The 24,247-nt window shown below is 57.9% G+C and carries 27 protein-coding genes; 4 read left to right on the plus strand and 23 right to left on the minus strand.

The annotated features are described in order from the left end of the window. Positions 1–32 precede the first annotated feature (32 nt). The 3 genes from ACHUE7_RS07625 (at position 33) to ACHUE7_RS07635 (ending at position 3,814) form a co-directional block, all read left to right on the plus strand. Positions 33–1,874 (plus strand): beta-ketoacyl synthase, encoded by a 1,842-nt coding sequence (locus ACHUE7_RS07625; protein ID WP_394169444.1) that lies wholly within the window; start codon positions 33–35, stop codon positions 1,872–1,874. Positions 1,875–1,979: 105 nt separating this feature from the next. Next, the gene (locus tag ACHUE7_RS07630) at positions 1,980–2,657 is read left to right on the plus strand and encodes a TrmH family RNA methyltransferase (protein WP_394169445.1); all 678 of its coding nucleotides are present in this window, start codon (positions 1,980–1,982) and stop codon (positions 2,655–2,657) included. Beyond that, entirely contained in the window at positions 2,654–3,814 is a 1,161-nt protein-coding gene (locus ACHUE7_RS07635; protein WP_394169446.1) for a cation diffusion facilitator family transporter, read from the plus strand. The genes ACHUE7_RS07630 and ACHUE7_RS07635 overlap by 4 nt, the downstream gene beginning before the upstream one ends. Here ACHUE7_RS07635 and ACHUE7_RS07640 read toward each other — a convergent pair. The 11 genes from ACHUE7_RS07640 to ACHUE7_RS07690 form a co-directional block, all read right to left on the minus strand. Next, a complete protein-coding gene (locus ACHUE7_RS07640; RefSeq protein WP_348475414.1) occupies positions 3,792–4,175 on the minus strand; it encodes a DUF2914 domain-containing protein in 384 nt (127 codons plus the stop codon). The two genes, ACHUE7_RS07635 and ACHUE7_RS07640, sit on opposite strands and share 23 nt — an antisense overlap. A gap of 46 nt (positions 4,176–4,221) precedes the next feature. Next, complete coding sequence (gene aroC, locus ACHUE7_RS07645; protein ID WP_394169447.1) at positions 4,222–5,325, minus strand: chorismate synthase; 1,104 nt, start codon at positions 5,323–5,325, stop codon at positions 4,222–4,224. Between the two features lie 132 nt (positions 5,326–5,457). Then, entirely contained in the window at positions 5,458–6,399 is a 942-nt protein-coding gene (gene prmB, locus ACHUE7_RS07650; protein WP_394169448.1) for a 50S ribosomal protein L3 N(5)-glutamine methyltransferase, read from the minus strand. Positions 6,400–6,506: 107 nt separating this feature from the next. After that, a complete protein-coding gene (locus ACHUE7_RS07655; protein WP_394169449.1) occupies positions 6,507–7,136 on the minus strand; it encodes a methyltransferase domain-containing protein in 630 nt (209 codons plus the stop codon). Positions 7,137–7,193: 57 nt separating this feature from the next. Next, entirely contained in the window at positions 7,194–8,030 is an 837-nt protein-coding gene (locus ACHUE7_RS07660; protein ID WP_394169450.1) for an alpha/beta fold hydrolase, read from the minus strand. 1 nt (position 8,031) lies between these two features. Continuing rightward, positions 8,032–8,835 (minus strand): alpha/beta fold hydrolase, encoded by an 804-nt coding sequence (locus ACHUE7_RS07665; protein WP_394169451.1) that lies wholly within the window; start codon positions 8,833–8,835, stop codon positions 8,032–8,034. Between the two features lie 74 nt (positions 8,836–8,909). Beyond that, positions 8,910–9,350: a phosphohistidine phosphatase SixA gene (sixA, locus tag ACHUE7_RS07670; RefSeq protein WP_394169452.1), complete on the minus strand. Its 441-nt coding sequence runs from the start codon at positions 9,348–9,350 to the stop codon at positions 8,910–8,912. After that, entirely contained in the window at positions 9,347–9,643 is a 297-nt protein-coding gene (locus ACHUE7_RS07675; RefSeq protein ID WP_394169453.1) for a DUF4389 domain-containing protein, read from the minus strand. The genes sixA and ACHUE7_RS07675 overlap by 4 nt, the downstream gene beginning before the upstream one ends. Then, positions 9,643–10,680 (minus strand): NAD(P)H-dependent glycerol-3-phosphate dehydrogenase, encoded by a 1,038-nt coding sequence (locus tag ACHUE7_RS07680; RefSeq protein WP_127555247.1) that lies wholly within the window; start codon positions 10,678–10,680, stop codon positions 9,643–9,645. Before ACHUE7_RS07680 ends, ACHUE7_RS07675 begins: the two co-directional genes overlap by 1 nt. A gap of 91 nt (positions 10,681–10,771) precedes the next feature. Next, the gene (locus tag ACHUE7_RS07685) at positions 10,772–11,194 is read right to left on the minus strand and encodes an STAS domain-containing protein (RefSeq protein WP_246026202.1); all 423 of its coding nucleotides are present in this window, start codon (positions 11,192–11,194) and stop codon (positions 10,772–10,774) included. An 84-nt stretch (positions 11,195–11,278) separates the two neighbouring features. Beyond that, positions 11,279–12,463, minus strand: a complete 1,185-nt coding sequence (locus ACHUE7_RS07690) for a response regulator (RefSeq protein WP_394169454.1) — start codon at positions 12,461–12,463, stop codon at positions 11,279–11,281. Positions 12,464–12,596: 133 nt separating this feature from the next. Between ACHUE7_RS07690 and ACHUE7_RS07695 the strand changes: the two genes are divergently transcribed. Further along, entirely contained in the window at positions 12,597–12,902 is a 306-nt protein-coding gene (locus tag ACHUE7_RS07695) for a PilZ domain-containing protein (protein WP_394169455.1), read from the plus strand. A 25-nt stretch (positions 12,903–12,927) separates the two neighbouring features. Here the strand turns inward: ACHUE7_RS07695 and ACHUE7_RS07700 are convergent, their stop codons facing one another. The 12 genes from ACHUE7_RS07700 to ACHUE7_RS07755 form a co-directional block, all read right to left on the minus strand. Further along, positions 12,928–13,722, minus strand: coding sequence for an MlaA family lipoprotein (locus ACHUE7_RS07700; protein WP_394169456.1), 795 nt, complete (start codon positions 13,720–13,722; stop codon positions 12,928–12,930). 9 nt (positions 13,723–13,731) lie between these two features. Further along, positions 13,732–14,154 (minus strand): hypothetical protein, encoded by a 423-nt coding sequence (locus ACHUE7_RS07705; protein WP_394169457.1) that lies wholly within the window; start codon positions 14,152–14,154, stop codon positions 13,732–13,734. A 92-nt stretch (positions 14,155–14,246) separates the two neighbouring features. Next, entirely contained in the window at positions 14,247–14,726 is a 480-nt protein-coding gene (locus ACHUE7_RS07710; protein WP_127555241.1) for a chemotaxis protein CheW, read from the minus strand. A 104-nt stretch (positions 14,727–14,830) separates the two neighbouring features. Beyond that, the gene (locus ACHUE7_RS07715; RefSeq protein ID WP_394169458.1) at positions 14,831–15,715 is read right to left on the minus strand and encodes a chemotaxis protein CheW; all 885 of its coding nucleotides are present in this window, start codon (positions 15,713–15,715) and stop codon (positions 14,831–14,833) included. Between the two features lie 81 nt (positions 15,716–15,796). Continuing rightward, on the minus strand, positions 15,797–16,567 hold the full coding sequence (locus ACHUE7_RS07720; RefSeq protein ID WP_348475429.1) for a ParA family protein: 771 nt from the start codon (positions 16,565–16,567) through the stop codon (positions 15,797–15,799). 35 nt (positions 16,568–16,602) lie between these two features. Continuing rightward, entirely contained in the window at positions 16,603–17,421 is an 819-nt protein-coding gene (locus tag ACHUE7_RS07725; protein ID WP_394169459.1) for an OmpA family protein, read from the minus strand. Next, complete coding sequence (locus ACHUE7_RS07730; RefSeq protein ID WP_127555238.1) at positions 17,418–18,152, minus strand: flagellar motor protein; 735 nt, start codon at positions 18,150–18,152, stop codon at positions 17,418–17,420. Before ACHUE7_RS07730 ends, ACHUE7_RS07725 begins: the two co-directional genes overlap by 4 nt. 118 nt (positions 18,153–18,270) lie before the next feature. Continuing rightward, positions 18,271–19,317, minus strand: coding sequence for a protein-glutamate methylesterase/protein-glutamine glutaminase (locus tag ACHUE7_RS07735; protein ID WP_394169460.1), 1,047 nt, complete (start codon positions 19,315–19,317; stop codon positions 18,271–18,273). Positions 19,318–19,483: 166 nt separating this feature from the next. After that, positions 19,484–21,718, minus strand: coding sequence for a chemotaxis protein CheA (locus ACHUE7_RS07740; RefSeq protein ID WP_394169461.1), 2,235 nt, complete (start codon positions 21,716–21,718; stop codon positions 19,484–19,486). Positions 21,719–21,729: 11 nt separating this feature from the next. Continuing rightward, positions 21,730–22,635 carry a protein phosphatase CheZ gene (locus tag ACHUE7_RS07745; protein WP_394169462.1) on the minus strand — a complete coding sequence of 302 codons (906 nt, stop codon included), beginning with the start codon at positions 22,633–22,635 and terminating at the stop codon, positions 21,730–21,732. A 35-nt stretch (positions 22,636–22,670) separates the two neighbouring features. Beyond that, the gene (locus tag ACHUE7_RS07750) at positions 22,671–23,045 is read right to left on the minus strand and encodes a chemotaxis response regulator CheY (protein ID WP_425470008.1); all 375 of its coding nucleotides are present in this window, start codon (positions 23,043–23,045) and stop codon (positions 22,671–22,673) included. 451 nt (positions 23,046–23,496) lie between these two features. Next, positions 23,497–24,231: an RNA polymerase sigma factor FliA gene (locus ACHUE7_RS07755; protein ID WP_394169463.1), complete on the minus strand. Its 735-nt coding sequence runs from the start codon at positions 24,229–24,231 to the stop codon at positions 23,497–23,499. Between the last annotated feature and the right edge of the window lie 16 nt (positions 24,232–24,247).

Here is a 24,247-nt window from a genome sequence, read left to right on the forward strand (position 1 = left end):
CTTTTAAGCGAACGAATCACAGGCGTTTAACCATGAGAAAACTTCCCGTCATCACCGGATTTGGAGGCATCAACCCTGCTGGCCGGGTCTCCCTGCATCACGCTTATCGTCGCATGGTGCACGAAGCACTCGATGACCAGAAGATGGCAGCCACCTGGCAGGACCTGTCGCGTCTGATGAAGCTCGATCCGGCCAGTACCGATCATCAGGCATTGCTCGACGGTACCCTGATTCGTCGCATCAACCCGGCCAGTCACTTCGACCCGGATGCCGTGCCGACGCACCGCAAAGCCACCCTGAAGCACCCCGATGGCCTCCACTTTCAGCTCAAACGATCCCAACTGCCGAAGCCACTGCCGGCTGGCTGGCAGGTTACGGATGCCAGCGCCGACCCGGTTGACGTTCAAGTTGATCAGGCAATGGCAGTGTTGCTGCCGGAGACTTATCAGTCCAAGGTCTCATCGGCAGGCACACTGCCTGAAGGCTTTAACCCGGCCGACTACTACAACGCGGCGCACCACCCGCGCGGACTGCAAATGGCGGTTTATGGCGCGTCAGATGCCGTCCGGTCGCTAGGCATGCCCTGGCAATCGGTGCTCGATCGCATCCACCCGGACCAGGTCTCGGTGTATGCCGGCTCTTCCATCTCGCAAATGGACCAGGCCGGCCTGAAAGGCCTGTACCAGTCTCCGTTAACCGGAAATCGCATCACCTCCAAAATGATGCCCCTGTCGATGCCGGAAATGACCGCCGACTTTATCAACAGCTACATTCTCAACAGCGTCGGCAATACCGGCTCCAACGCCGGTGCTTGCGCTACCTTTCTGTACAACCTGCGCCAGGGTATTGCCGACATTGAAGCGGGCAAGTGCCGCGTTGCCATCGTTGGTAATTCAGAGGCACCGGTCGTCCCCGAGATCATGGAAGGCTTTCGTATCATGGGAGCGCTGGCCGAAGACGAGCAACTCAGACAGCTCGATAACAGCGATGTCACCGACAACCGACGCGCCTGCCGCCCGTTCTCGTCCAATGCGGGTTTTACCATGGCCGAGTCCAGCCAGTTCGTGGTGCTGATGGACGACGAGCTGGCACTGGAAACCGGCGCCACCGTCCATGGCAGCGTCGCCGATGTGTTCGTCAACGCCGATGCCAACAAGAAGTCCATTTCCGGACCCGGCGTCGGCAACTACATCACGCTGGCCAAAGCCACCTCCCTGGCCCGTGCCATACTCGGGGATGCCGGTCTCCAGCGCACCTTTGTAATGGCACACGGCACCGGAACGCCTCAGAATCGCGTCACTGAATCGCATATTTTCAATGAAGTCGCCAAAACCTTCGGCATCGACCATTGGGCCATCTCAGCCATCAAATCCTACGTTGGCCATTCACTGGGCCCGGCAGCCGGTGATCAGCTCACCGCGGCACTGGGTGTCTGGGCTGAAGGCTGGATACCCGGTATTCGCACCATCGATCACATTGCTGACGACGTGAACCAGTCGCATTTGAACATTTTGATGAACCACCATTACGCCGGACACCAGGGTGCCGACATGCTGGGCACCCTGATCAACTCGAAAGGCTTTGGCGGCAACAATGCCAGCGCGCTGATTCTGTCACCAGCCAGCACCCTGTCGCTGATGACCGAACGCCACGGCGAACGGGCCATTACCGAATGGCAACACCGTAACGAAGCGGTGAGCGAAGCACAGCAACAGTACGATGCCGACACCCGGACACATGGCTTGAAAGTCATGTATTCGTTCGGAGAGTCAGTCATGTCCGATAAGGACCTCTCATTCGGTCGCGACAGCCTGACACTGAGCCAGTTCAAAAACGCAATCGACCTGCCCACGGCAAACCCTTTCACCCGATAAACCAAAGCCTCAACGCGCTGCCAGCTTAGCCGGCTGCAGCGCTCAAATTCCCCGGGCGACTGCGGTATACTGCGTGCCGAACTCAGTCAGCCCCGATACCACACCATGAGCCGTTCCCGTTTCGACAAATTCAAGACCGTCTTGCAACAGCGCCAGCCCGATATGGCGCTGGTGACCGACCAGGTGCACAAGGCGCAAAACATCTCCGCCATGCTGCGCACCGCCGATGCCGTCGGCATCACCACTGTTCACATGGTACAACCGGCCCGGGGCCGGCTGGTCTATCATCATACCGCCGGCGGCAGTTCCCGCTTTGTCACCTCAATTGGTCACCCCAGCATTGAAGCGGCGCTGCAGGCAGCCCGCGACCAGGGCTTAAAACTCTATGCCGCCCAATGGTCTGAGCGAGCCATCAGCTACCGGGACGCCGATTACACCCAGCCCTTCGCCCTGGTCATGGGTGCCGAAAAATATGGACTGAGCGAAACGGCCAGCGCCGAGGCTGACGTGCATCTGACCATACCGATGGTGGGCATGGTGGAGAGCTACAATGTGTCAGTCGCAGCCGCCATCATTCTTCAGGAAGCACTGCATCAGCGCCAGGCAGCAGGCCACTACCAGCGCCCGGTATCTGAAGGTGAAGGCTATCACCGTACCCTGTTTCGCTGGGCACAACCCAAAATGGCGCGCTATTGTGACCAGAGAGGGCTACCCTACCCGGAACTGGATGAAGATGGCGACATGATCCCGCCTACCGATGCAGCTTACCGGGGACGCGCATGACCACTAGCAACGACCAACCTGTACTGAGCCAAGAAGCACGTAAGAAAGTGATCGACCGCACCAACTGGATTTGCGTTGCTGTCGATGCCATCGCCTTCGTGATCAAGATCGTGGTCGGTGTCAGCGTCAAGTCACCGGCCCTGATTGCCGACGCCATGCACAGCCTCAGCGACCTGGCCGCCGATGTACCACTGATTATTCTGGCCAAGGTGTCCCATCACGATGCCGATGCCGAGCACCCCTATGGGCACGCCCGGTTCGAAACGCTGGGTACCGTTATGCTCGGCGGCTTATTGTTGGCGGTGGCCGCTGGCATCGCCTACGAAAGCATTCATTTGTTTTTTGAAGCTACCCGGCCTGAGCCAAGCCTCGCCGCTCTGGTGACCATTCTGATTGCTCTGGCACTCAAGGAAGGACTGTTTCACTACGCCCTGTTTCAATCGCGCCGGGCACGCTCGCCGTTGCTTGCGGCCAATGCCTGGCATGCCCGCTCCGACAGTCTTTCCTCGCTGGTGGTACTGGTAGGCGTTGTTGCCACGATGCTGGGTTACCCAACCGTGGAAATCATAGCCGCTGTTGTCGTTGCCGGTTTGATTGGGCATATGGGCATCAGTCTTACCTGGAATGCCCTGCAGGAGCTGGTCGACCGGGGCGTCGACCCGGAACAGCAACAGGCCTTCAAGCAGGTACTGGCCTCGGTACCTGGGGTGAAAGACGTTCACATGCTGCGCACCCGAATGATGGGGCCGAGCGTCTTTATTGACGCCCATATTCAGGTAGGCGGGTATTTGAGTGTATCAGAGGGGCATCAGATTAATGAGTGGGCCTTGCGGTCTATCAAGGAACAGTTCAGCAATGTCACTGACGTTACCCTGCACATAGACCACGAGCCGGACTTGCCAGACGCAACGCCTGCGCCGCTGGCCCCGTTGCGCCCGGCGATCGAGAACCTGTTGTTCGAGCGCGCCATACGCGGTTATGAACAGCTGAACATTCACTATCACCAGCAAAAAACGACACTGGAACTGACGGTATTACCCGGTCAGCTCACCGACGGTTGGCAGGCGACGTTTGCCGCCATTGTGCGGGAAGTCCCCTGGGTGGATGCCATCACCCTCAGCACACGGGTCTGTGTTATCGATCAATCAGAACGCTGATGCTGCTGCGGGTCAGGGGGTTGCCCTGGGGGCCGAGCACCTCAACCGTCCAGAGGCCATTCCATTCGGGCACCAGCTCTTTGCTGGAATAAACCCGCCAGCGTGGCCCCTCTACCTGAAAGGTTACGTCCGCCATTATTTGCCCCTCGAACCGCCAGCGGTGTGTCACTTCGGTTCCGGCCATGTCCACCAGTTCGGTGAAGAAGAACAGCGGGTTGATGTTGCTGGCTGTCGTTAGATGATCGACCGGCTCCCGGTCCGTGATGCCCCGGGTGAAATGGCTTCTGGCTACATCGGCCATGGCCGTGCCCGCGATACCCAATGCCAGCACTGCCACCATCAATTTTTTGGTTATTGTCATTCCCAACTCCCGCTTCGTCGTCACTGGGTGAGCACCTCAGTGTCGGTCAGTTATCCGCAACCTGCCCTGCGATAGGCGGCAACGGCGGCACCACATCTGCATTCTGCGCCCGGTGACGCAACAGATGGTCCATCAGCACAATGGCCATCATGGCCTCGGCGATGGGCACGGCGCGTATGCCCACACAGGGATCATGCCGCCCCTTGGTAATCATTTCAATTGGCTCGCCACTGCGGGTAATGCTTTTGCCAGGTACGGTTATGCTTGAGGTCGGTTTCAGCGCAATGTGCGCCTCAATCGCCTGCCCGGTAGAGATACCGCCGACTATGCCGCCCGCATGATTGCTCAGAAACCCTTGCGGCGACAATTCATCGCGATGATGACTGCCCTTCTGGTTAACGACCTCAAAACCATCACCGATCTCGACGCCTTTTACCGCATTGATGCTCATCAGGGCGTGGGCAAGGTCTGCATCGAGCCGGTCAAAAATGGGCTCGCCCAACCCAGGCATCAGACCGGTAGCACGCACACTGATGCGTGCACCAATGGAATCACCCTCTTTGCGCAGGGCCTGCATGTAGGCTTCCATTTCCGGTACTTTATCCGGGTCGGGACAGAAGAAGGGGTTGGTTTCAACCGCGTCCCAGTCAATCCGTTCAGCCCGAATCGGGCCGAGCTGGCTGAGGTAGCCCTGAATCTGAATGCCTCGTAACGCCAGGTACTGCTTGGCAATGGCACCGGCGGCAACGCGCATGGCGGTCTCCCGCGCCGAGCTGCGACCACCGCCGCGATAATCACGAAAGCCATATTTCTGGTCGTACCCATAGTCGGCATGAGCCGGCCGGTAGGTGTTCATGATGTCGCTGTAATCGTTGCTGCGCTGATTGGTGTTTTCAATCATCAGGCCGATGGGCGTTCCCGTGGTACGGCCTTCAAACACACCGCTTAGAATGCGCACCGCATCGTCTTCCCGTCGCTGGGTGGTGTAGCGACTGGTGCCCGGCCTGCGCCGATCCAGATCGCGTTGCAGCACGGCTTCATTGAGCTCCAGCCCAGGTGGGCAGCCATCGACAATGGCGCCCAGAGCCGGGCCATGGCTTTCACCAAAGGTCGTGACAGTAAAAAGGGTGCCAAAGGTATTTCCAGACATGAGCGTGTATCACTCCATTAAAACAGGCCCGATACCGGGCCATATAAAAGGTGGGGCTGCGGTTGCTGGCTACGGGACTCGCAGTCACCGTCATGCTGGCTTGCGCCCGAGTGTCTTATTCGCCGGCGGCTATCAAGCAAAATGCAACCTGAGTTCAGCCGCCGAGACCAGAAAAACACCGTGCCCGCCCCGCTCAAAATCGGGCCAGTGCAGGTCCATATCCGGGTAGGCGGTCGTCAGGGCGCCAAAGCTGTTGCCGACCTCACAGACCAGCCAGCCATCGTCAGTCAGGTATTGAGGCGCTTCGCGCAGAATGCGGTGCACCAGCTCCAGGCCATCATGGCCGGCCGCCAGGCCAAGTCTCGGCTCGTGATGAAACTCGGCTGGCATGGTCGCCAGATCGTCTTCATCGACGTACGGCGGATTGGCGACAATCAAATCGTATTGCTCGCCTTCCAGTGTGGCAAACAGATCGCCCTGAAGCACCCGCACCTGATACCCCAGGTCTTTTTGATCCACGTTATCGACAGCAATGGAAACGGCGGCATCGCTGAGATCACTCAGGTCGACACTGGCATCCGGGAAAGCACGCGCCATCGCAATACCAATACAACCACTGCCAGTGCACAGATCCAGAATCCGGTTTGGTGATTGCGGCAACCAGGGCGAAAAACGGGCCTCTATCAGCTCGGCAATGGGCGACCGGGGAATCAGCACATCCGGCGTGACCCTAAACGGCTCGCCACAAAACCAGGCTTCTTCCAGCAGATAGGCTGTTGGAATCCGCTCGAGACAACGTCTGCCAATCAGCGTCCAGAGCAGTCTGCGCTCTCTTGGCAACAGGGTTGCCGACAACACCTCGGGCGGCGCATCCCAGTCGAGATCCAGCGCACGCAAGCACAGAAACACCGATTCATCCCAGCCAGATTCGAAGCCGTGTCCGAAAAAGACCTGGTGGGCGTCCATGGCGCTGGCGGCAAACCGCACCCAGTCGCCCAGGCGGGTAAAGTGCTCGATGCAGTCGGTTTGGTCGTCGGTACTGGATAAGTTGACCGCGCTGTCGATTAAAGCCATTGAAATTGAGGTTCCGAACGGTGACAAGTAAGGCACAGTATACCCTGAGCCGACCGATAACTTTAACCGGTCTTCAACATTGGTTAACCGTATGTCGGCATGGCCGGTCAGGCAGGCAGCGAGAACGTGGCTGTCTGGGTCGGCGCTCCGAGCTCCGGGTCGGCCTCACCGATACCCGCGAAGCGCACAGCATAGCCGTTGCGAGCCGCCACCCCGCGCGACCACTGCATGAACTTCTGCCGGTCCCACTCAAACTTGTGGTCAGGCTCCCGAAATTCGCCGTGCGCAAGGCCCAGCAAGGGGTTGTACTCCCGGTTTGGCGTGGTCATGATCAGGCGGTGTGGGCGCATCTGCCCAAACACGGCCTGCTCCACCCGGGATAAATCGCTCGGTTTAACATGCTCAATGGTTTCTACCATGGCCGCCATGTCAAAACCGGTCAGCGCCGGGTGCGGCTCTGCGTAGGAACCGGCGACCAGCCTGAGCCGGCCACTGGACAGGCTGTCGGCGAACATATTTCGCGCGACCGCCAACCCCACGCCGGAGGATTCCAGACCCACAATGTGTGAAAACTGTGGATCGTTGATCAATCGGACCAACAATGAACCGGAACCGCACCCCAGATCCAGAACCCGCCGCGCACCGCTTTGCCGGATGCGCTTATAAACGCTGTCGAGGCGTTCTTCATGCAAGGGCGACGTTCCGGGAACTGCGTTGGAAAGGCCGGCTAACTTCACGTTCAACTTACTCCCGGAGGTTCAGGTTTATGGGCGTTTGAAGGCGCTATGACAAGCTTAGGACAATGGTACCAACAGACGCGAACGCACCCATCTGGCCAACGGCTGCGGGGTTTCCATATGCGCATGATGCCCTCCGGGAAACCGAGCCACACTGAGGTTTGGTACGCAAGCCAGCCGGTCGTCGAGCACTGACCCCGCCCCACCAAGCGGGCTGTCATCGAACAGCGCCAGATCCAGCGGGCATTCTATACGACGCAACAGCGCCTGTACCTGATTTTCCGTCATGCGCCAGGCACTGTCCTGCCGCAGCCGCCGATCATACCGATGGAACCAGCCGCGGTCATTCAACCCCACGCCCCGGCTCGACAAAACCCGGGCACTGGCCGGTGACAGGGGAAACCGGCCACCAACCCGAACCTGCCACAGGGCATCGGTTGACGAGTAGTAGCGACGTCCGCCCGGGCTATCCTGACGTTGCTGATAGCTGCGCTGCATCCGGTCCAGATTGCCGTCATCGGTCTCGGTCAGCGGGCCGAGCGCATCCAGGCAGATCAGTCGCTTGATGCGGGGATCCACCACCGCCAGCATTTGCGCCAGAATGGCCCCCAGCGAATGCCCGAGCAATGTATAGGTGTCCCAGTTCAGTTCATCCATGACACGCCCCAGCACCGGCAACCACTGGGTAATAGACCACCCCTCAGCCATGGCCAGTGCTGCCGAGTTGCCATGGCCGGGCAGGTCCAGCGCCCAGATTTCGACTTCCGGCATGGCGGCGGACAGAGGTTTGAAACTGAAGGCGTTATCCAGAAAGCCGTGCAACGCCAGCACAGGTTGCCCCTGCCCCATAACGACACCCTGAACCTGCCCGCCCAGCAGGGAAATGGATTTCATATCAGGCAGCCTGGTGCGAATGCAATCGATGAATGAGAGACAGCACCTCGGCTGCGGTTTCATCCGGGTGCTCCAGCGGGAACATATGGCTGCCCCGCAAACGCGACCCAACCAGATTCAGCTTGTGCTTCATACGCAGATACTGATGTTTGCGCACAGTATCGGTATCCCGTCCAAGGATAACGCCTCCGGGCACCTGCAACTGACCGGGCTGCACCCAGAGGGTGTGCGGGACGGTGCGGAAAATGGCCAGCTCAACCGGTACTTCATAAGACAATTCGACACTTCCATCGGCCCCGGTACGGGTCGCACAGGCCAGATAGTCCCGGATGCACTCGGGATGAAAATGCCGGAATAGCCCTCGAGTCTGGAAGTAGGCCAAGGCGTCATCAGCGCTGGGCCAGGTGCGTCGCCGGTGTTTTGATCGGCCGGCCGGCGTCAGGTTGTCAATCAGACCTAGCGCTTTGACGCTGCGCACCACCCAGCTTTCGAACCGGCTGAACAGTGGCACGTCGAGCATAATAATGCTGGAGAACAAGTCGGGACGCTCCAGTGCTGCCATGATGGTCAGACCACCCCCCAGGGAATGGCCGAGGCCAATTACCGGCCGGTCGCACTGCCGCTCGATGCTGTCGATTAGCTGTCGCTTAAGATGTGGCCAGTTGTTGGTCACCGGATACTCCGGGTCGTGACCGATCAGCGGCAGCGTCTTCAATTCGACATGAGGCGCCAGGCCATCGAGCATGCGACGGTAACTTGCTGACGGAAAGCCATTGGCGTGTGCAAAATGGAGTTGGGGTTTCATAACAACCAGGGATCAACAGACCAACGACCAATCTACCCGAGTCATCCGGCAAATTCAAACGCTCGTTTGAACCCCTACTTTACCCAGAGCAGTTCAGCGCCGCCGGGCAGGAAATCGGATACATCCAGACAGGCAAGATTGGCGGTGCTTAGCGCCACGCCGCCCGGTAAACCGGTCAGTTGGCTCGCCAGTGAACTGAGCAGTGGGTTGTGCGCGACCAGCAATAGCCGCTCTGATTTTATCGTCTCCAGCCAGGCCATAAGTGCCGGTACCGAGCTATCTGGCGTCAGCCCATCGTTCAGCTGGTATGCCTGCTGACCGGTCGCCGACAACACCAGATCCGCCGTTTGGCGGGCCCGAAGATAAGGGCTGCAGTACACCGCATCAAGCGGAGCCAGTTTCGCGGCAACCTGTTTAACGGCTTTCATTCCGGCCGGCACCAGCGCTCGCGATGCATCATCGGACGCCCGGCCATAGGGCTCGGCTTCTCCGTGGCGCAGTAAATACAGAATCATGCAGCCTCGTCGAACTCGCTTTGCGGGTCATCCGGCCAGTCACGAAACGGAAAGGGTTTGTCATTGCTGATGAAGGTGAGGTAATCGAGCAACTGCTTCTGGTAGAGCGCCAGACGGCGGCAAAACTTCGCCAGTTGCGGGTTGGGATCGTCGTCAAACCAGGCCAGCACCCACTGCACGATAGCAAGCACGCCGGTTACCAGCAGGCTGATACGCAGGACGACCCAGAACAGAATCATGCACAGCGCCCGGATAACCTGGTGTTCCTTTTCTTCCCGATTTAACGATGCCATCAGATACCCGCTCCCATGAATTCAACATCCTGCGCCAGATCACCCGCCATCAGCTGGCCAGCGACCGCGGCTATCGGTTTATCTTCATAAATGATCGCATAAAGCCCGCTTGCCAGTGGCATGTAGATCCCCATTTCACCGGCCTTTTCATGCACCATGCGCAGGGTATTAATGCCCTCGGCGGTCTCGCCTACCCGCTTGATCGCCTGCTTAAGCGAATCGCCCTCACCAATATAGTAGCCGACCCGATAATTGCGACTGAGCTTGGAACTGCAGGTAACAATAAGGTCACCGACACCGGCCAGACCCAGAAAGGTCATCGGGTTGGCACCCAGCCGCACCGCAAACCGCGACATCTCTGCCAGCGAACGGGTAATAATGGCGGCCCGGGTGTTTTCAGCCATCCCCAGCGCCGACGCCAGACCGGTAATGATCGCATAGATGTTTTTCAGCGCACCGGCCAGCTCGACGCCGTAGATATCGGGGTTGCCATAGACCCGGAAATACTGGCTGCTCAGCATGGTTTGAACCCGGGCGCGCAGCGGTTGGCTATAGGACGCTATCACCGTGGCGGAGATCTGGTGATCGGCAATTTCTTTGGCCAGGTTAGGCCCACTGATGCAACCGATATCATGCGCCGGCGCCAGATCATGCAGGATCTGACTCATCAGACGGAAGCTGCCGGGCTCTATTCCCTTGGTTAAACTGACCAGGGCTGTGTGAGGCTGCAACAGCGGTACCGCCTGCTCAACCACCGAGCGAAAGGCCTTACTGGGCACCGCAACAAAGACACAGTCGGCATCGGATACGGCCTCGTTCAGATCCAGCACCGGGGTCAGGTTGGCACTGAGCGCATAACCCGGCAAGTAACGGCTGTTCTCACCCTGGGTGCGAATGTCCTCCGCCTGTTTCTCACTGCGCATCCACAACCTGACGCGGTGGCCATTGGTTGCGGCGATGTTGGCAATGGCGGTGCCAAAACTGCCACCGCCGAGGACGGCAATCGTCTGTGGTGACCCTTCGTTGGCGTGTGTCACAAAAATGGTTCTCCCTAAACAAAGACGCGCAACGGGTTAGCGTCGCGCGTTCAAGACCTTTTGTACACCGCTGACCGGCCGTTGCCGGTAATCAGTGCGGCTGATTCTCCATACACTCAACCAGTTCCCGGAAGGTTTGCCGGTTCTGATCGTTCAGTGACATCAGAATTTTGTGCGCTTCCAGCACCCGTTCGTGGGCAGACCACTCATCGAGCGGTTCCTGGCTTTGTTCGCTCAGGGCATCCTGAGCCTCGACATCGGCATTGGGAACAATCACGAACACTCTGTCCCGGAACCCCATGGTATCGACGATGCGAGTGATATCGGCTTTGCTGGAAATCAGCGTTGGCACATGCCCCATCACCGGCGTTGCCAGACGGGAAATTTTTGCCAGAAGTCCGAGACTGGTGCTGTCGATGCCTTCGGCATCGCTGAGATCAACAATCACAGAAGTAAAGGCGGGATCTTCAACCATATTTTTCAGGCAGGTATCGAGTGTCGTGCACAACGTCATGCGCACGTCTCCTGTCAATTTAATGACATAAGAGCCCGACTTGTTCGCCATTAAAACGCGACCGGTACTCATCTATTATCCGACCTACTTAACCCTTTCAACCGTAAGGACTGTAATGTCGTCTGAAGCAGACCGGGTTTTCCCCTCGCTCGTCATCTGCATCAAAACGTGCTGCATAGTATGGGTTGGGTCAGCGCCTAACTCAAGCAAATGCGCCTCCTTTTCTTGCAAAGATACGTCAGCCAGCAACTCGAGAAAGCCATCGGATACGACAGAAAGTCGCTCGAATCCGTCCAGTTTCTGACGCCTGTTTTCAAACATCGCATCGTCGAACAGGCCCACCGCCAGGCTTTCCGGTTCAATGGCGCGGCAGACCTCACGGGTACAGAGTACCGGCGCCGGAAAGTGCGCTGCCGAGGCGTAATCGAGGGTGTTATCTTCGGTATCAATTACCCCATAGAACATGGTGGCATGCTTGCCGGTCTGGGTGCGAATCAACTCCAGGTTGATCTGCCGCAGCACCTGGGCCGGAATGAGCACCACGTCGGACGCATCGTTTTCCATTTCATCACGCAGCCGGTCTATCTGATTCTTGATAAGCAAGGTGATCAGGGCCGAACTGGCCCCATGCCCCGACACGTCGGCCATGTAAAACACCAGCTTGCCGGGGATGACCTGGAAATAATCGACCAGGTCGCCACTTAAGTAGTTGGAAGGCACCATCTGATGGCTGATGCGATAGTGATCGTGAGTCAGGGCAAATTCAGGCAGCAACCGCTGCTGCACTGCTCTGCCCGCCTGCAGATCGAGCTTGAGCCGATCCACGTGGTCCTGCAATTCCTGATTGCGGGATTCCAATTCCACCCGGTAGCGGTAATTTTCCTTGACCAGAAAGGAGCGCTCCAGCGCCCGTTCAACCGAATGCTCAAGCACACCCAGATCGACTATGGGCTTCATCAGGTAATCGCTGGCGCCGAGGCGCAGTGCCTCAACCACGTCGGTCATCACACCGGCACCGGATACAACAATGACCGGCACTTCATCGGTCAGCTCCATAATGCGGCGTAACAGTGACAGGCCATCCATAACCGGCATGCGCAGGTCACAGATGATCAGATCCGGTGATTTCTTTTCGTATAAGGCCAGCGCTTGCTGGCCATTCTCGGCTTCCAGCACGTTATAGCCGCTGTCTTCCAGGTAGGCGACAATCGAGTCCCGGATGGCTTGTTCGTCATCAACAACCAAAAGTGTGGCATCTGTGAGTGGCATCTTGTTGACTTCCCCAGGGTAGTGCAGGCAACTTAACGGGGTGGGTCAGCGAACGCAACCACTGAATGGCGTGGTGATCCCGAAACAGCTTGTCCAAACCGACGCACGACCCGAACGGGACAGAGAGGTGACCATGAGCACAGCGGACAAAGACTATGGTGAAAAGCGCGACTTCATACGCATGACCCTTAACGCGGAAGCCCTGATACACCTGGCCGATCAAACCCCGCCCCTGACCGCCCAGTGCACCGACCTGAGCGCCACCGGCATCAGCCTGGTGGCCGCACAGCCGCTGGCAAAGGGAACCGAGGTGAGGGTAACGATCGAATCACCCAACGAACAGTTTCGCTCTCTGGATGCCAGGGCCCGATTACTGCGATGCGAAGCGAGGGATGATCAGAGCTATCAGTTGGGCATGGAGATACTCAGCCTGCGATAACCGCTTGTCGTCGGTTCGGGGTAGCTTAGAACGACTCGTCAATAAAGGCGTCGTCCGGGTTTTCTGCTCCCCCGAAACCACCCTCGTCAACAAAGTCTTCATCGGAAGTGGATGAGCCAACCGGCTCATCCAAAAAGCTGTCGGAGACGTTTTTGCCATCAGACACATCATAATTGCGTTTCGACAAATAAGCCTCGCGCAGTACCAGATACCCGTCTCCGCTCATCAGCCGATCAGACCCCAGCAAGTCGGCACGGGTCTGCAAGCCGTCCAGCGTTGCCAGTCCGCTGCGCTCAACCAGGTTGAAATCGGAGTACTGCAACGGGCTCAGCCAGATATCGCCCAGGAAGCCTGAGCTGTCGCGAACGCTGGAGGGTCCCAGCAGGGGCAATACCAGGTAAGGCCCTGGCCCCAGGCCCCAGACACCCAGTGTTTGCCCGAAGTCTTCGACTTTACGTTCGATCCCGATGTGACGCGCGACGTCGAATACCCCCAGCAAGCCCACCGTGGAGTTGATCAGAAAACGTCCCGTTGAGGAGCCGGTCGCACGCCATTTACCCTGCAACAGGTTATTGGTCGCGTTACGTACTTCACCAATGTTCTGAAAGAAGTTGCGCACACCCCGCTCCATCGGATCGGGGGTGACGGTCTGGTAGGTCACCGACAACGGTCTCAATACGGCCTGGTCCAGGCCGTCGTTGACCCGGTATATGACCCGATTGGTCGACTCGAAGGGGTCGTGACTCTGAGCCGCAGCCAGCGGTGTCAATGCCACAAGGGAGAGGCTGGCAGCGATTCGAATAGCCTGGATCAGAGTCAAGGGGTGTCCTTATGCGGTATGTCGGGTGTCGCTCATCCATTGCGCCAGAGCTTGCTCTGCCCGGCTTTGTGAGCGTGCTGGGGCTGGCTTCTCAATGGGCGCCACCTTCGGCTGTGCCCTGGGCCGTTCTGCTTCGGGCGCGGGTTCGGGGGCTTTGGCAGATTGCATCAGCAGTTGTTCAAACGGGCTTGGCTGGGTACGCATCTGTTTTTCCAGATGTTTTACCCGGTGACCCACACCAATGGCGCCCTGCCCCATCATTTTGACTTCCTGGCGCAATGCCTGATGGGTTTGCCCCAGCCGGGCTTCCAGCTGACGCAGTTTACGCCCGTGGCGCCAATGTACCAGAGCCAGCAGGATGATCAAACCACCGATAACCAGTGTTGGCCCTAGCGAAAACCCCTGTGCGACCCAAAGTTCTGTGAATGCCATGCGATGCTACCCCCTGTCCAGTCAGACTCTTGACGTTTCAGAGGGTCATGCATAAGTTGCGCCATCGCGCCTGGTTATTCAGTCAGTGATGCTCAGAGGTCAGCTATTTCCGCCCATTCGCGCTCGGTCAGCAGTTTCTCAATTTCAATAAGAATCAGCAGCTCATCGTTTTTATGGCAGACGCCCTGTATGTAACGGGCACTCTCGTTACTGCCGACATTGGGGGCCGTTTCGATTTCTGACTGACGCAGGTAGACCACTTCCGCCACCGCATCGACCATAATCCCGACGACCTGATCCTCCGATTCCAGAATCACAATACGGGTATTGTCGGTCACATCGGCCGGTGCCAGACCAAAGCGCTCACGGGTATCCACCACAGTGACCACGTTACCGCGCAGGTTGATAATGCCGATCACATAACTGGGCGCACCGGGCACTGGCGCAATTTCGGAGTAACGCAGTACTTCACGTACTTGCATCACATTTATACCGTATGTCTCCTCGCCCAGACGGAAGGTCACCCATTGCAGAATCGGGTCGTTTCCGGTCTTCGCTGTTTGCGCTGTCATAGCTCACCCTCATAAATGCTGTTGCGACTGCGTTTCGTCACTATAGTGTACTCCAGTTGCCCGTCCAGCGCCTGATTCCGATTCGCCGCAAAGCCCCGGTCGGGTCAGGCACTGCGAGCCTTGAATGCGGTTCTGGCGAATTCGTGTAAATCCACCAGGGCACACATCCGGTCAATGATGGTGCCGGCAAGCCAGGGGCGGCTGGTGCGGGCACTGCGCCATTTGACGGCGTCGGGCTCCAGTGAAATTGAGCCTTCGATCTGATGACAGCCAAAGGCCCAGTCCGAGCCATAGACGCCTACGCCAAAGGCCAGCTCTTCAACACTCTCCGGGCGATACCGCTCTGGCATCACCAGTCGCGCGGTATCCACCACTCTCAGGTTGCGTCCGTTTTGCACTGGCAACAGCCCCAGAAACCACTCAGGCTGATCAAACAACGGAGTCAGATCCCGGTCCAGAGGGTGAATGTTGCCCAGCAAGATAAGTGGTACGGCCAGTTTCAGGCCGTCGACCACAAAGACCAGGCAATCAAACCGCTGCTGTGCCCAAACCGGCCTGCCATTCTCGAGCCAGCGACTGAGGTCGTTCTCATCCGACTCCGATTCCGGTGCGGTGATTGCCGCTGAGGCGGGCTCCTCAATCTCAATTGAAGGGATATCGTCAGCCAGGGGTTCGGCAGGTGTTGTTTCCACCGTCGGTAGCGTCGCTTCCCGTGTTTTCAACTCCGGGAGTTGAATGTCCACCATGTCGGGCGCTGGCGCAGGGGTTTCTAGCGGGGGTGCCACATTAACCGCAGGCGCTGTAACCGGTGGGTCAACGACCGGCACTGGCTCTGCCGGTTTCGCCAGCACCTCGGGTTCCGGGTCAGGATCGGGCCAACGCGCGTCATCTGCCTCGGTCGCGGTGTGCAACATAGCATCCAGATAATTGGCCAGTGCCACATCGGTAGCCGATACTTTTACGTCGGTCGTGCGCGTTGTCTTTACCATACCAGGCACCCGTTACCCCGGGCTTTCACGCCAGCAGACGGCACACTGCGACAAGACTCTTCAGTATAAAGACTCATCACCCTACCCCAACGCCATCAGCGACTTTAGCAAGGACTGATAGGCACGGGCACCCCGGGAATCCGGCGCTAGCTGGTTGATACCCACCCCTTCCCGGCTGGCATCGCGCAGCCGGGTATCCACCGGTATGGCAGATTGCCAGATATGCCCTTCGTGCTGCTCACGCAGCGTCCGCAATGCCTTAAGCGACGCCTGGGTCCGCCGATCAAACATCGTCGGAATCACCAGATAATCGAGCGTTCGTTTTTGCGAAGCGGTGACCATGGCGATGGTATGCACCATTCGCTCCAGCCCCTTGATGGCCAGAAACTCGGTCTGCACCGGAACCAGCAAGCGTTTGCAGGCCGCCAGGGAGTTAATCAGCAAGACGCCGAGAATCGGCGGTGTATCGATAATGGCGTAGTCAAAATCGTCCCACAGGTGCGCCAGCGTCTTGGACACGACCAGGCCCATGCCATCTTGCTGGCTGACGTTACGTTCCAGGGTGGCCAGCGCGGTTGAGGCTGGCAGCAGGAATAAACCGGGTTGCGAGGTTTCCAGTAACAGCTGGCCAGGCAGGTCTTCCGCTACTTTGCCCTTGTTCGCAAACAGGTTGAAGGCGCTGTTGTCCATGTCGTCCGGGTTATGGCCAAAATAGCTGGTCAGAGACCCCTGGGGATCAAGGTCAAATATCAGCACCCGCTTGCCTTTTTCGGCCAGCATGGCGCCCAGAGAAACCACTGTTGTGGTTTTTCCAACACCCCCTTTTTGATTGGCTACCGACCAAACGTGCATGACAACTCCTCAACCTATCTGCTCAACCTGGCCTATCAATTAGCCGGATCATCATTCACCGGTGCGGCAGTTGGCGGCACCAGAACATTGGGCGTATTCAGCCGGGTTATGACGATGCTTACCCGGCGATTGCGCTCTGCACGCGCTGCATTGGTTTCATCAAAGCGCGGCTGATACTGGCCAAACCCCAGTGCTGACAACCGCTCCGGGGCAACCCCACCCTGCTCCAGGTATTCAACGACACTGACCGCCCGCAACGCCGAAAGGCCCCAATTGCTGAGCTCGTCGTTTCCGGTGGGCGACGAGTCGGTATACCCCTCAACCGCCACCGGATTTCGCAACGGCGCCAGAACCTTGGCCACTTCGTACAAAACCGCTTCGGCGCTGGCTGTTATATCGGCCGATCCGGGAGAAAATAAAACGGGCTCTTCCAAATTTATCGCCAGCCAGTTTTCCGTGCCACTGACACTGATCAACTGATCCTGAATAAGTTGCTGAAATTGCTCGTCGACTTGCTGCCGCACCTGCAGCAAGGTCGATTCCTGCTGATAAGTCTCGGTATCAGACACGTCTTCACGGGTAGACGGTATCGGCTCGGGCCGGAACAGAGGGTTGAACACATCGGGGCCCTGCGGGGTCGCGGTCAACTCAATGGGATCGACGCTGCTAGGTCGCACATCGAATATCTGTAACAGGTTCTGGCTCACCGCCTGAAATTTGGACTCATCAATGGATGAGATGGCATAGAGAAAAACAAAAAAAGCAAATAGCAGAGTCAGGAAATCCGCGTAGGAAATCATCCAGCGGTGCGTCTGGGCGCCCTGAAACCGGGTACGGCGACGGTGACGCCTCACGGCCGATATTCCTTCAGCCGGCGTTCAAGCACCCGAGGGTTTTCGCTATCGGCAATGGCCAGAATACCGTCCAGCACCATGTCTTCGAAGCCAAAACGCGCTTCGGCCATGCTTCTCAGACGCGCTGCAACGGGCAGAAAGAACAGATTGGCCAGCCCCACCCCATAGATCGTGGCGACAAAGGCGGTGGCAATACCGGCGCCGAGTGCGGCCGTATCTTCAATCTGGGTCATCACCTGTATCAGCCCCAACACCGCGCCGATAATCCCCATGGTGGGTGCGTAGCCACCCAGAGAGTCAAACAGATGAGCAGCCCGGAGGGTACGACTCTCGCGACTGTCCATCGACACCTCCAGGCTGTGACGGATTTTTGTCACGCTCTCGCCATCGACCAGCAACTGCAACCCAAGGCGGACAAAGTCGTCCTGTTCACGGTTCGAATCCGCTTCCAGTGACAAAAGCCCCTGGCGACGGGCAATCTGGCACCAGCGAACAAGCTTCGCCTCAGTAGCTTCCGTTTGCCATTGAGCGTGACTGAAAATACCGGGAAAGAGGCGCCAGGCCAGGCGCCAGGTGGCAAAATCGGACTGGATCATACCCGCCGCCAGCGTGCCGCCCAGCACGATCAGGGCTGCCGGGATATTGGTCAGCGAACCTGCTTGTCCGCCTTCCAGCAAATGACCGCCAAATACGGCGATCCAGGCCAGAATAAGGCCAGCCAGCGCTATCATCTCTACCCCTTTTGTCTTATTGGCGGACGGTGTTTGCCCTTTTACATCCATTCCGGTAAATAAAGCAATGCCCGCGCCAAGTATCAATTCTGCTCGACGGAAGAGGAAATTGAACCGGTCAGGTCAGGACCTCGACCAGGCGCCGCGCAACGTCGGACAGTGGAATGATTTCATCGGCCAGGTTCGCCTTGACGATAGCAGAGGGCATGCCATCAATAACGCAGGTACTGGACTCCTGAGCCCAGACCACACCGTTGGATTGTTTGATCAGACGAGCCCCTTCACGACCGTCGGCCCCCATACCAGTCAGCACAACCGCCAGCACATGGGCGCCGTAATACTTAACGGCACTGCCAAAGGTTACGTCGACCGAAGGCTTGTAATTAAGCCGTTCATCGCCCTCAAAAATTTTGATGCGACCCTTGCCGTTCAGCATCATCTGCATGCCACCCGGTCCCAGCAGGGCCTCTCCGGGGCGCAGTGCATCGCCATCTTTGGCCTCACGGATGCTGAGCGGGCACTGGCGATTCAACCGGTCCGCAAAGGCACCGGTAAAGGTTCCGGGCATGTGCTGAATCATCAGGATGGGCGCAGGAAAATTCGCGGGTATTTGCGTCAGAATCTTTTGCAGAGCTACCGGGCCGCCGGTCGAGGTTCCCAGCATCACCAGATCAAAGCGCTGGGTGTAGCGCTTGCGGGCACTCGGCCTGGCCGGGGGCGCAGGCGCTGGCCTGGACAGCGTTGACACCGGCACCCGATGGCGCCGGGCTTGTCCGGCCATGGCCAGAATTTTTTCGCACAAGGCGCGCTTGAGGGCGTTGGGGCCGCCTCCTACGTCTTCGTAACTCTTGGGCAGAAAATCCACCGCGCCGGCGTCGAGCGCGTCGAGGGTGACACGGGCACCGGCCTGAGTCAGCGACGAGAACATCAGAATCGGGGTCGGCTGTTTCGCCATGATTTCGCGAACCGCTGAAATACCATCCATCAGCGGCATTTCGTAATCCATGGTCACGACATCGGGTTTCAGGCGGACGGTCTTGTCGACGGCTTCACGGCCATTGGTCGCTTCACCTATGACATTCAATTCAGGGTGGGAATTGATCAATCCGCGAATTCGGGTTCGGAAAAAGCTGGAATCGTCTACGATCAGCACCGAAATGGGCATTTACTTCTCCCTGGAAGGAAGTGTGTCCTGGCGGACGCCCTGGCATGCCGAGTGGGGTTCCGCCTCTCTTGTTGTATTGGGTCGAGGGTGCGCGGCCGGGGACGAGCCTGCCATCAACGCCCCCACTCTACCGCCCGACCTTGTATCACGCCACTAACCCCTCGATTCAGGGCCGGGCGTAGGCCTTGAGCAAACCGGGCACGTCCAGAATCAGGGCGATGCGGCCATCTCCGGTAATGGTTGCACCGGACATGCCTTCCGTACCCTGTAACATCTGACCCAGGGGCTTGATCACCACTTCTTCCTGGCCGACCAGTTGGTCCACCACAAACCCGACCTTCTGGGTGCCTACCGTCACGACTACAACGTGCCCGGTCTCTTCGCCCTCGGGCATCGATTCCCGGGTGAGCCAACGTTTAAGATAGTACAGCGGTATGGGCTTGCCACGCACCATCACCACTTCTTTACCGTCAACAACGTTGGTGCGGGTCAGATCGAGATGGAATATCTCGTTAACGTTAACCAGGGGCAGTGCAAACGCCTGGTCGCCCAACATCACCATCAGCGTTGGCATGATCGCCAGCGTCAGCGGTACCTTGATGGAAATGATGGTACCAACGCCCATTTGCGAGTCGATGTCGATTGACCCGTTCAACTGGGTAATTTTGGTTTTCACCACGTCCATGCCGACACCCCGGCCGGAGACGTCAGAAATCTCGGTCTTGGTACTGAAGCCCGGGGCAAAAATCAGGTTAAAGCATTCGGCATTGCTGAGACGGTCGGCGGCTTCCTGATCCATAACGCCACGTTTGACGGCAATTCCGCGGAGTTTATCCGGGTCCATCCCGCCGCCGTCGTCGCGAATGATCAGCAGGATATGGTCGCCCTCCTGCTCGGCCGACAATACGACCTTGCCGGTGCGGGGTTTTCCGGCGGCTTCACGGACTTCCGGAGTTTCGATACCGTGATCCACCGAATTGCGCACCAGGTGAACCAGCGGGTCAGCCAGGGCATCCACGAGATTTTTATCGAGGTCGGTTTCTTCGCCGATCAGCTCCAGCACAATGTCTTTTTTCAGGCTGCGAGCCAGATCCCGTACAACGCGGGGGAAGCGTCCGAAGACCTTCTTGATCGGTTGCATGCGAGTCTTCATGACCGACGCCTGCAAGTCGGCCGTCACCACATTCAGGTTGCCAACGGCTTTCTGCAGGGTCTCGTCATCCAGCTCGACTCCCAACCGAACCAGACGGTTACGCACCAGCACCAGTTCGCCCACCATGTTCATGATGTCGTCCAGCCGCTTGGTATCAACCCGAACGGTTGTGTCCTGGGCGTTGGCCCGTTCCGGCGCGGCCGGTGCTGGCTCTGCCTTCGCGGGACGGGGCGCCTCGGCTTTAGCCGCCGGTGCAGCTGGTGCAGGCGCCTTCTTTGCGGGCTCAGTTTTGGCGGGCTCGGGTTTCACAGGTTCAGCGCCGGCAGGCTCAATAGCCTCTGCTTTGTCGACCGGCGTCTTAGCACTGGTTGCGGCGTCGTCAGCGGGCTGGGCCGCCTTGGGAATCGCCTCTACCTTGAATTGGCCTTTGCCGTGAAGTTGATCCAGCAAGGCTTCAAATTCATCATCTGAGATTTCATCGTTGTTTGCCGGGGAACCTGCTGTCGCCTCCGCTTTCGGTTTCTCAGGCGGTTCAGGAGGCTTTGCGGCAGGCTGTTCTGCGGCAGCGGCCGCCGTGCCATCGGCATTGAATTTACCCTTGCCATGCAGTTGGTCGAGCAGTGCTTCAAATTCATCGTCGGAAATTTCTTCGCCACTACCGCTGGCCGACTCAGCCGCGGGCTCGGCTGGTGATGCCGGTGTGGTTTCAGCGCCGCCTTTGCCGGCCTCCAGAGCATCGAGCAAGGCTTCGAACTCATCGTCGGTAATATCGTCGCCCGCCGCTGGTTCTGGCGACTGGGCCGGTACTTCAGGCGCCGGTGCCTCATCGCTGACTACACCGATCTGCTCACCCGGCACCTGAGGTGCGGCGTACTGATGAAGCAACTCAACCAATTCCGGATCGGCCGGTTCGGGGGCTGCGCCACTGCTGACCTGGGCAAACATGTCGTTGACGGAGTCGAGCGCTTTTAATACCGCGTCCATCAGGTCGGCATCGATGGTTCTGTGCCCGTTACGCAGCGTATCAAAGACGTTTTCAGCCGCGTGACAGCAGTCGACCAGTGCATTGAGTTGCAAAAAGCCAGCGCCGCCTTTAACCGTATGGAAACCCCGAAAAATCGAATTGAGCAGATCCCGGTCATCCGGGCTCTTCTCGAGGTCGATCAGCTGTTCAGACAACTGCTCCAGAATCTCTCCGGCTTCGACCAGAAAGTCCTGTAATATCTCTTCATCCGCTTCGAAGCCCATTGGCGTGCTCCTTAAAACCCAAGACTGGACAGCAGATCATCAACATCGTCCTGATTGGCAACGACGTCTTCTGCAGCTTTGTTGATCTGTGGGCCTTCGCCCTTGAGCCTGTCGGTCTCCTTCTCAGGTTCGCCATCCCTTACTATGCCGGTAATCTCTTCCACCTGGCTGGCCATAAACACCAGGTCGACCAGGCTGGCTTCAACTTCCTTGACCAGGCCGGTGACCCTATTGATCACCTGGCCGGTCAGATCCTGAAAGTCCTGAGCCATCAGAATGTCAGACAAATGCTGGTAGACACTCTGCGACTGGGCCGTGACCTGATCAAAAAACGCATCCACTTCCCAATACAACGACCGGAACTCATCGGCACTCAAATCCCGGTCGACCAGTCGTTTCCACTCTGTTTTTAAGCGGGTCGCTTCGGAGGTCATACCGGCCACGACAGGCATGCTCTCCTCGACCAGATCGAGCGTTGTGTTCGCGGCCTTCTCGGTCAGTTGAATCACGTATTCCAACCGATCGGTTGCGTCGGTCATTTCCGACAGAGCTTCTACCCGCTCACTGGGGTCGGAGTCGATGTGAAAATTGGTGATGGCGCTGTGCAAGGCTCGCGTGAGACGGCCCACTTCCTGATACAGGCCGCGATCGCGGGCATCCTGCATTTCCTGAAGGGTCTCCAGCGCAGACTCGACTTCGCCTGCTTCAATTCGACGATGCAATTCAGCCGCTTTCTCTTTCAATACCGCTGAAAACTCACTGTCACCGCTGCCTGCCTGACGGGCATGCTGCAAGGTCACCAGCGTTGCGGCCGCTTCGTCCATATGGCCGTGTTCGACCTGGCTTAACAATACGGGCGCCAGTTCTTTCAGAGCATTGTGGAAATCGAGCGCTATCGGTTTGTGTGCATCAGCCATGGTGGCCTCTTTTAACTACTGGGACGTTTCCCGACTTAACCGTCGACACGTTCGAAGATTTTTTCGATCTTTTCTTTCAGCGCTGCAGCCGTGAACGGCTTAACGACATAGCCGTTAACACCGGCCTGGGCAGCCGCTACAATCTGGTCCCGTTTCGCCTCAGCGGTCACCATTAATACCGGCGTCCCCTTGAGGCGCTCATCGGCCCTAATCTTTTTAAGCAGGTCAATACCGGTCATGCCCGGCATGTTCCAGTCGGTCACGACGAAATCGAAATCGCCGTTTTGCAACATGGGCCAGGCCGTGTTGCCGTCATCCGCTTCGTGGGTGTTACTAAAGCCCAGATCTCGCAGCAGGTTCTTGACAATACGGCGCATTGTCGAGAAATCGTCCACTACCAGAATTTTCATGTTCTTGTTCAAGATGACCTCCTAAAGCCTCTCCCGAATGGTACCGTCCCAGTCATAATAGACTCTGACATCCGGCAATCCAGTCCTGTAACCCTCAGTACGGTGCATTACCGCCCTGCCAGTTACTGACCTGCTCCCAAAACTGTCTGACAACCAGCCGCTGTCTGCCCAAGGTGACAAGGCAACGGGTCGACACCCATGACGCGCTCGTCGGACACGTTCTCCAGGTTCAATGATGATTGAACACCCGGGCCACTGACGCCGCTCCAGAAGGACCCAACTGGGTAAGTTATCGACCGGTGATCACAATAGTTTAGGGGGGAAATTGCCGAACCTGCGTATGAATTCGTCGCTAGTTTACCCCATCGTGAGGGTGGGTAAAGCGCGGTGTGGCTTTCTAAGCCAGGTTGGGCCGCTGCAACACGCCCAGTGAGCAACCCGGTAAAGCGCCTCAAGTGTGGGACGTGTCGGCTTGCCAGTCCCGAAGTTTGGACCGTAACCGCAACGCCGCCTGACTGTGGATCTGACTAACACGGCTTTCACTGACACCCAGTACCGCGCCGATCTCCTTTAGATTCAGTTCTTCATCGTAATACAGAGAGAGCACCAACTGCTCGCGTTCGGGCAGTTGTTTGATGGCGTCTGCCAGGTGCTGGTTAAGCTGGTCATGTTCGACATCCATCGCCGGCAGCGGCGTCTGGCTGTGATTGGCCTGATAGTCCTGCAAGTCGCCGTTGCCCTGCTCCATTAGCTCTTCGAAGCTGAACAGGCGCGACCCGTGAGTGTCTTTGAGCAACCCGTAATAATCGTCGAGGCTCATGCCCAGTGAGGTTGCCACTTCCTGGTCCTGGGCATCCCGGCCCTCGCGCATTTCAATCTCGCGAATCGCATCGGCAATTCGCCGTGAATTGCGGTGCACGCTGCGGGGAATCCAGTCACCTTTGCGCACTTCATCGAGCATGGCGCCGCGAATGCGAATTCCCGCGTAGGTCTCGAAACTGGCCCCTTTGGCGTTATCGTAGTTCTGAGCCGCCTCGAACAGACCGATCATTCCGGATTGAACCAGATCGTCCAGTTGCACACTGTCCGGCAACCGCGCCAGCAAGTGGTGCGCGATGCGTTTGACCAGTACGGCGTGATCATCGACCAATTGGTTGTAATCAACCTTTTTTTCGGTTTGATACATAGTGTACTGCTGCACC

The sequence above is a fragment of the Saccharospirillum alexandrii genome, assembly GCF_043641555.1.
Classification (GTDB): domain Bacteria; phylum Pseudomonadota; class Gammaproteobacteria; order Pseudomonadales; family Natronospirillaceae; genus Saccharospirillum; species Saccharospirillum alexandrii_A.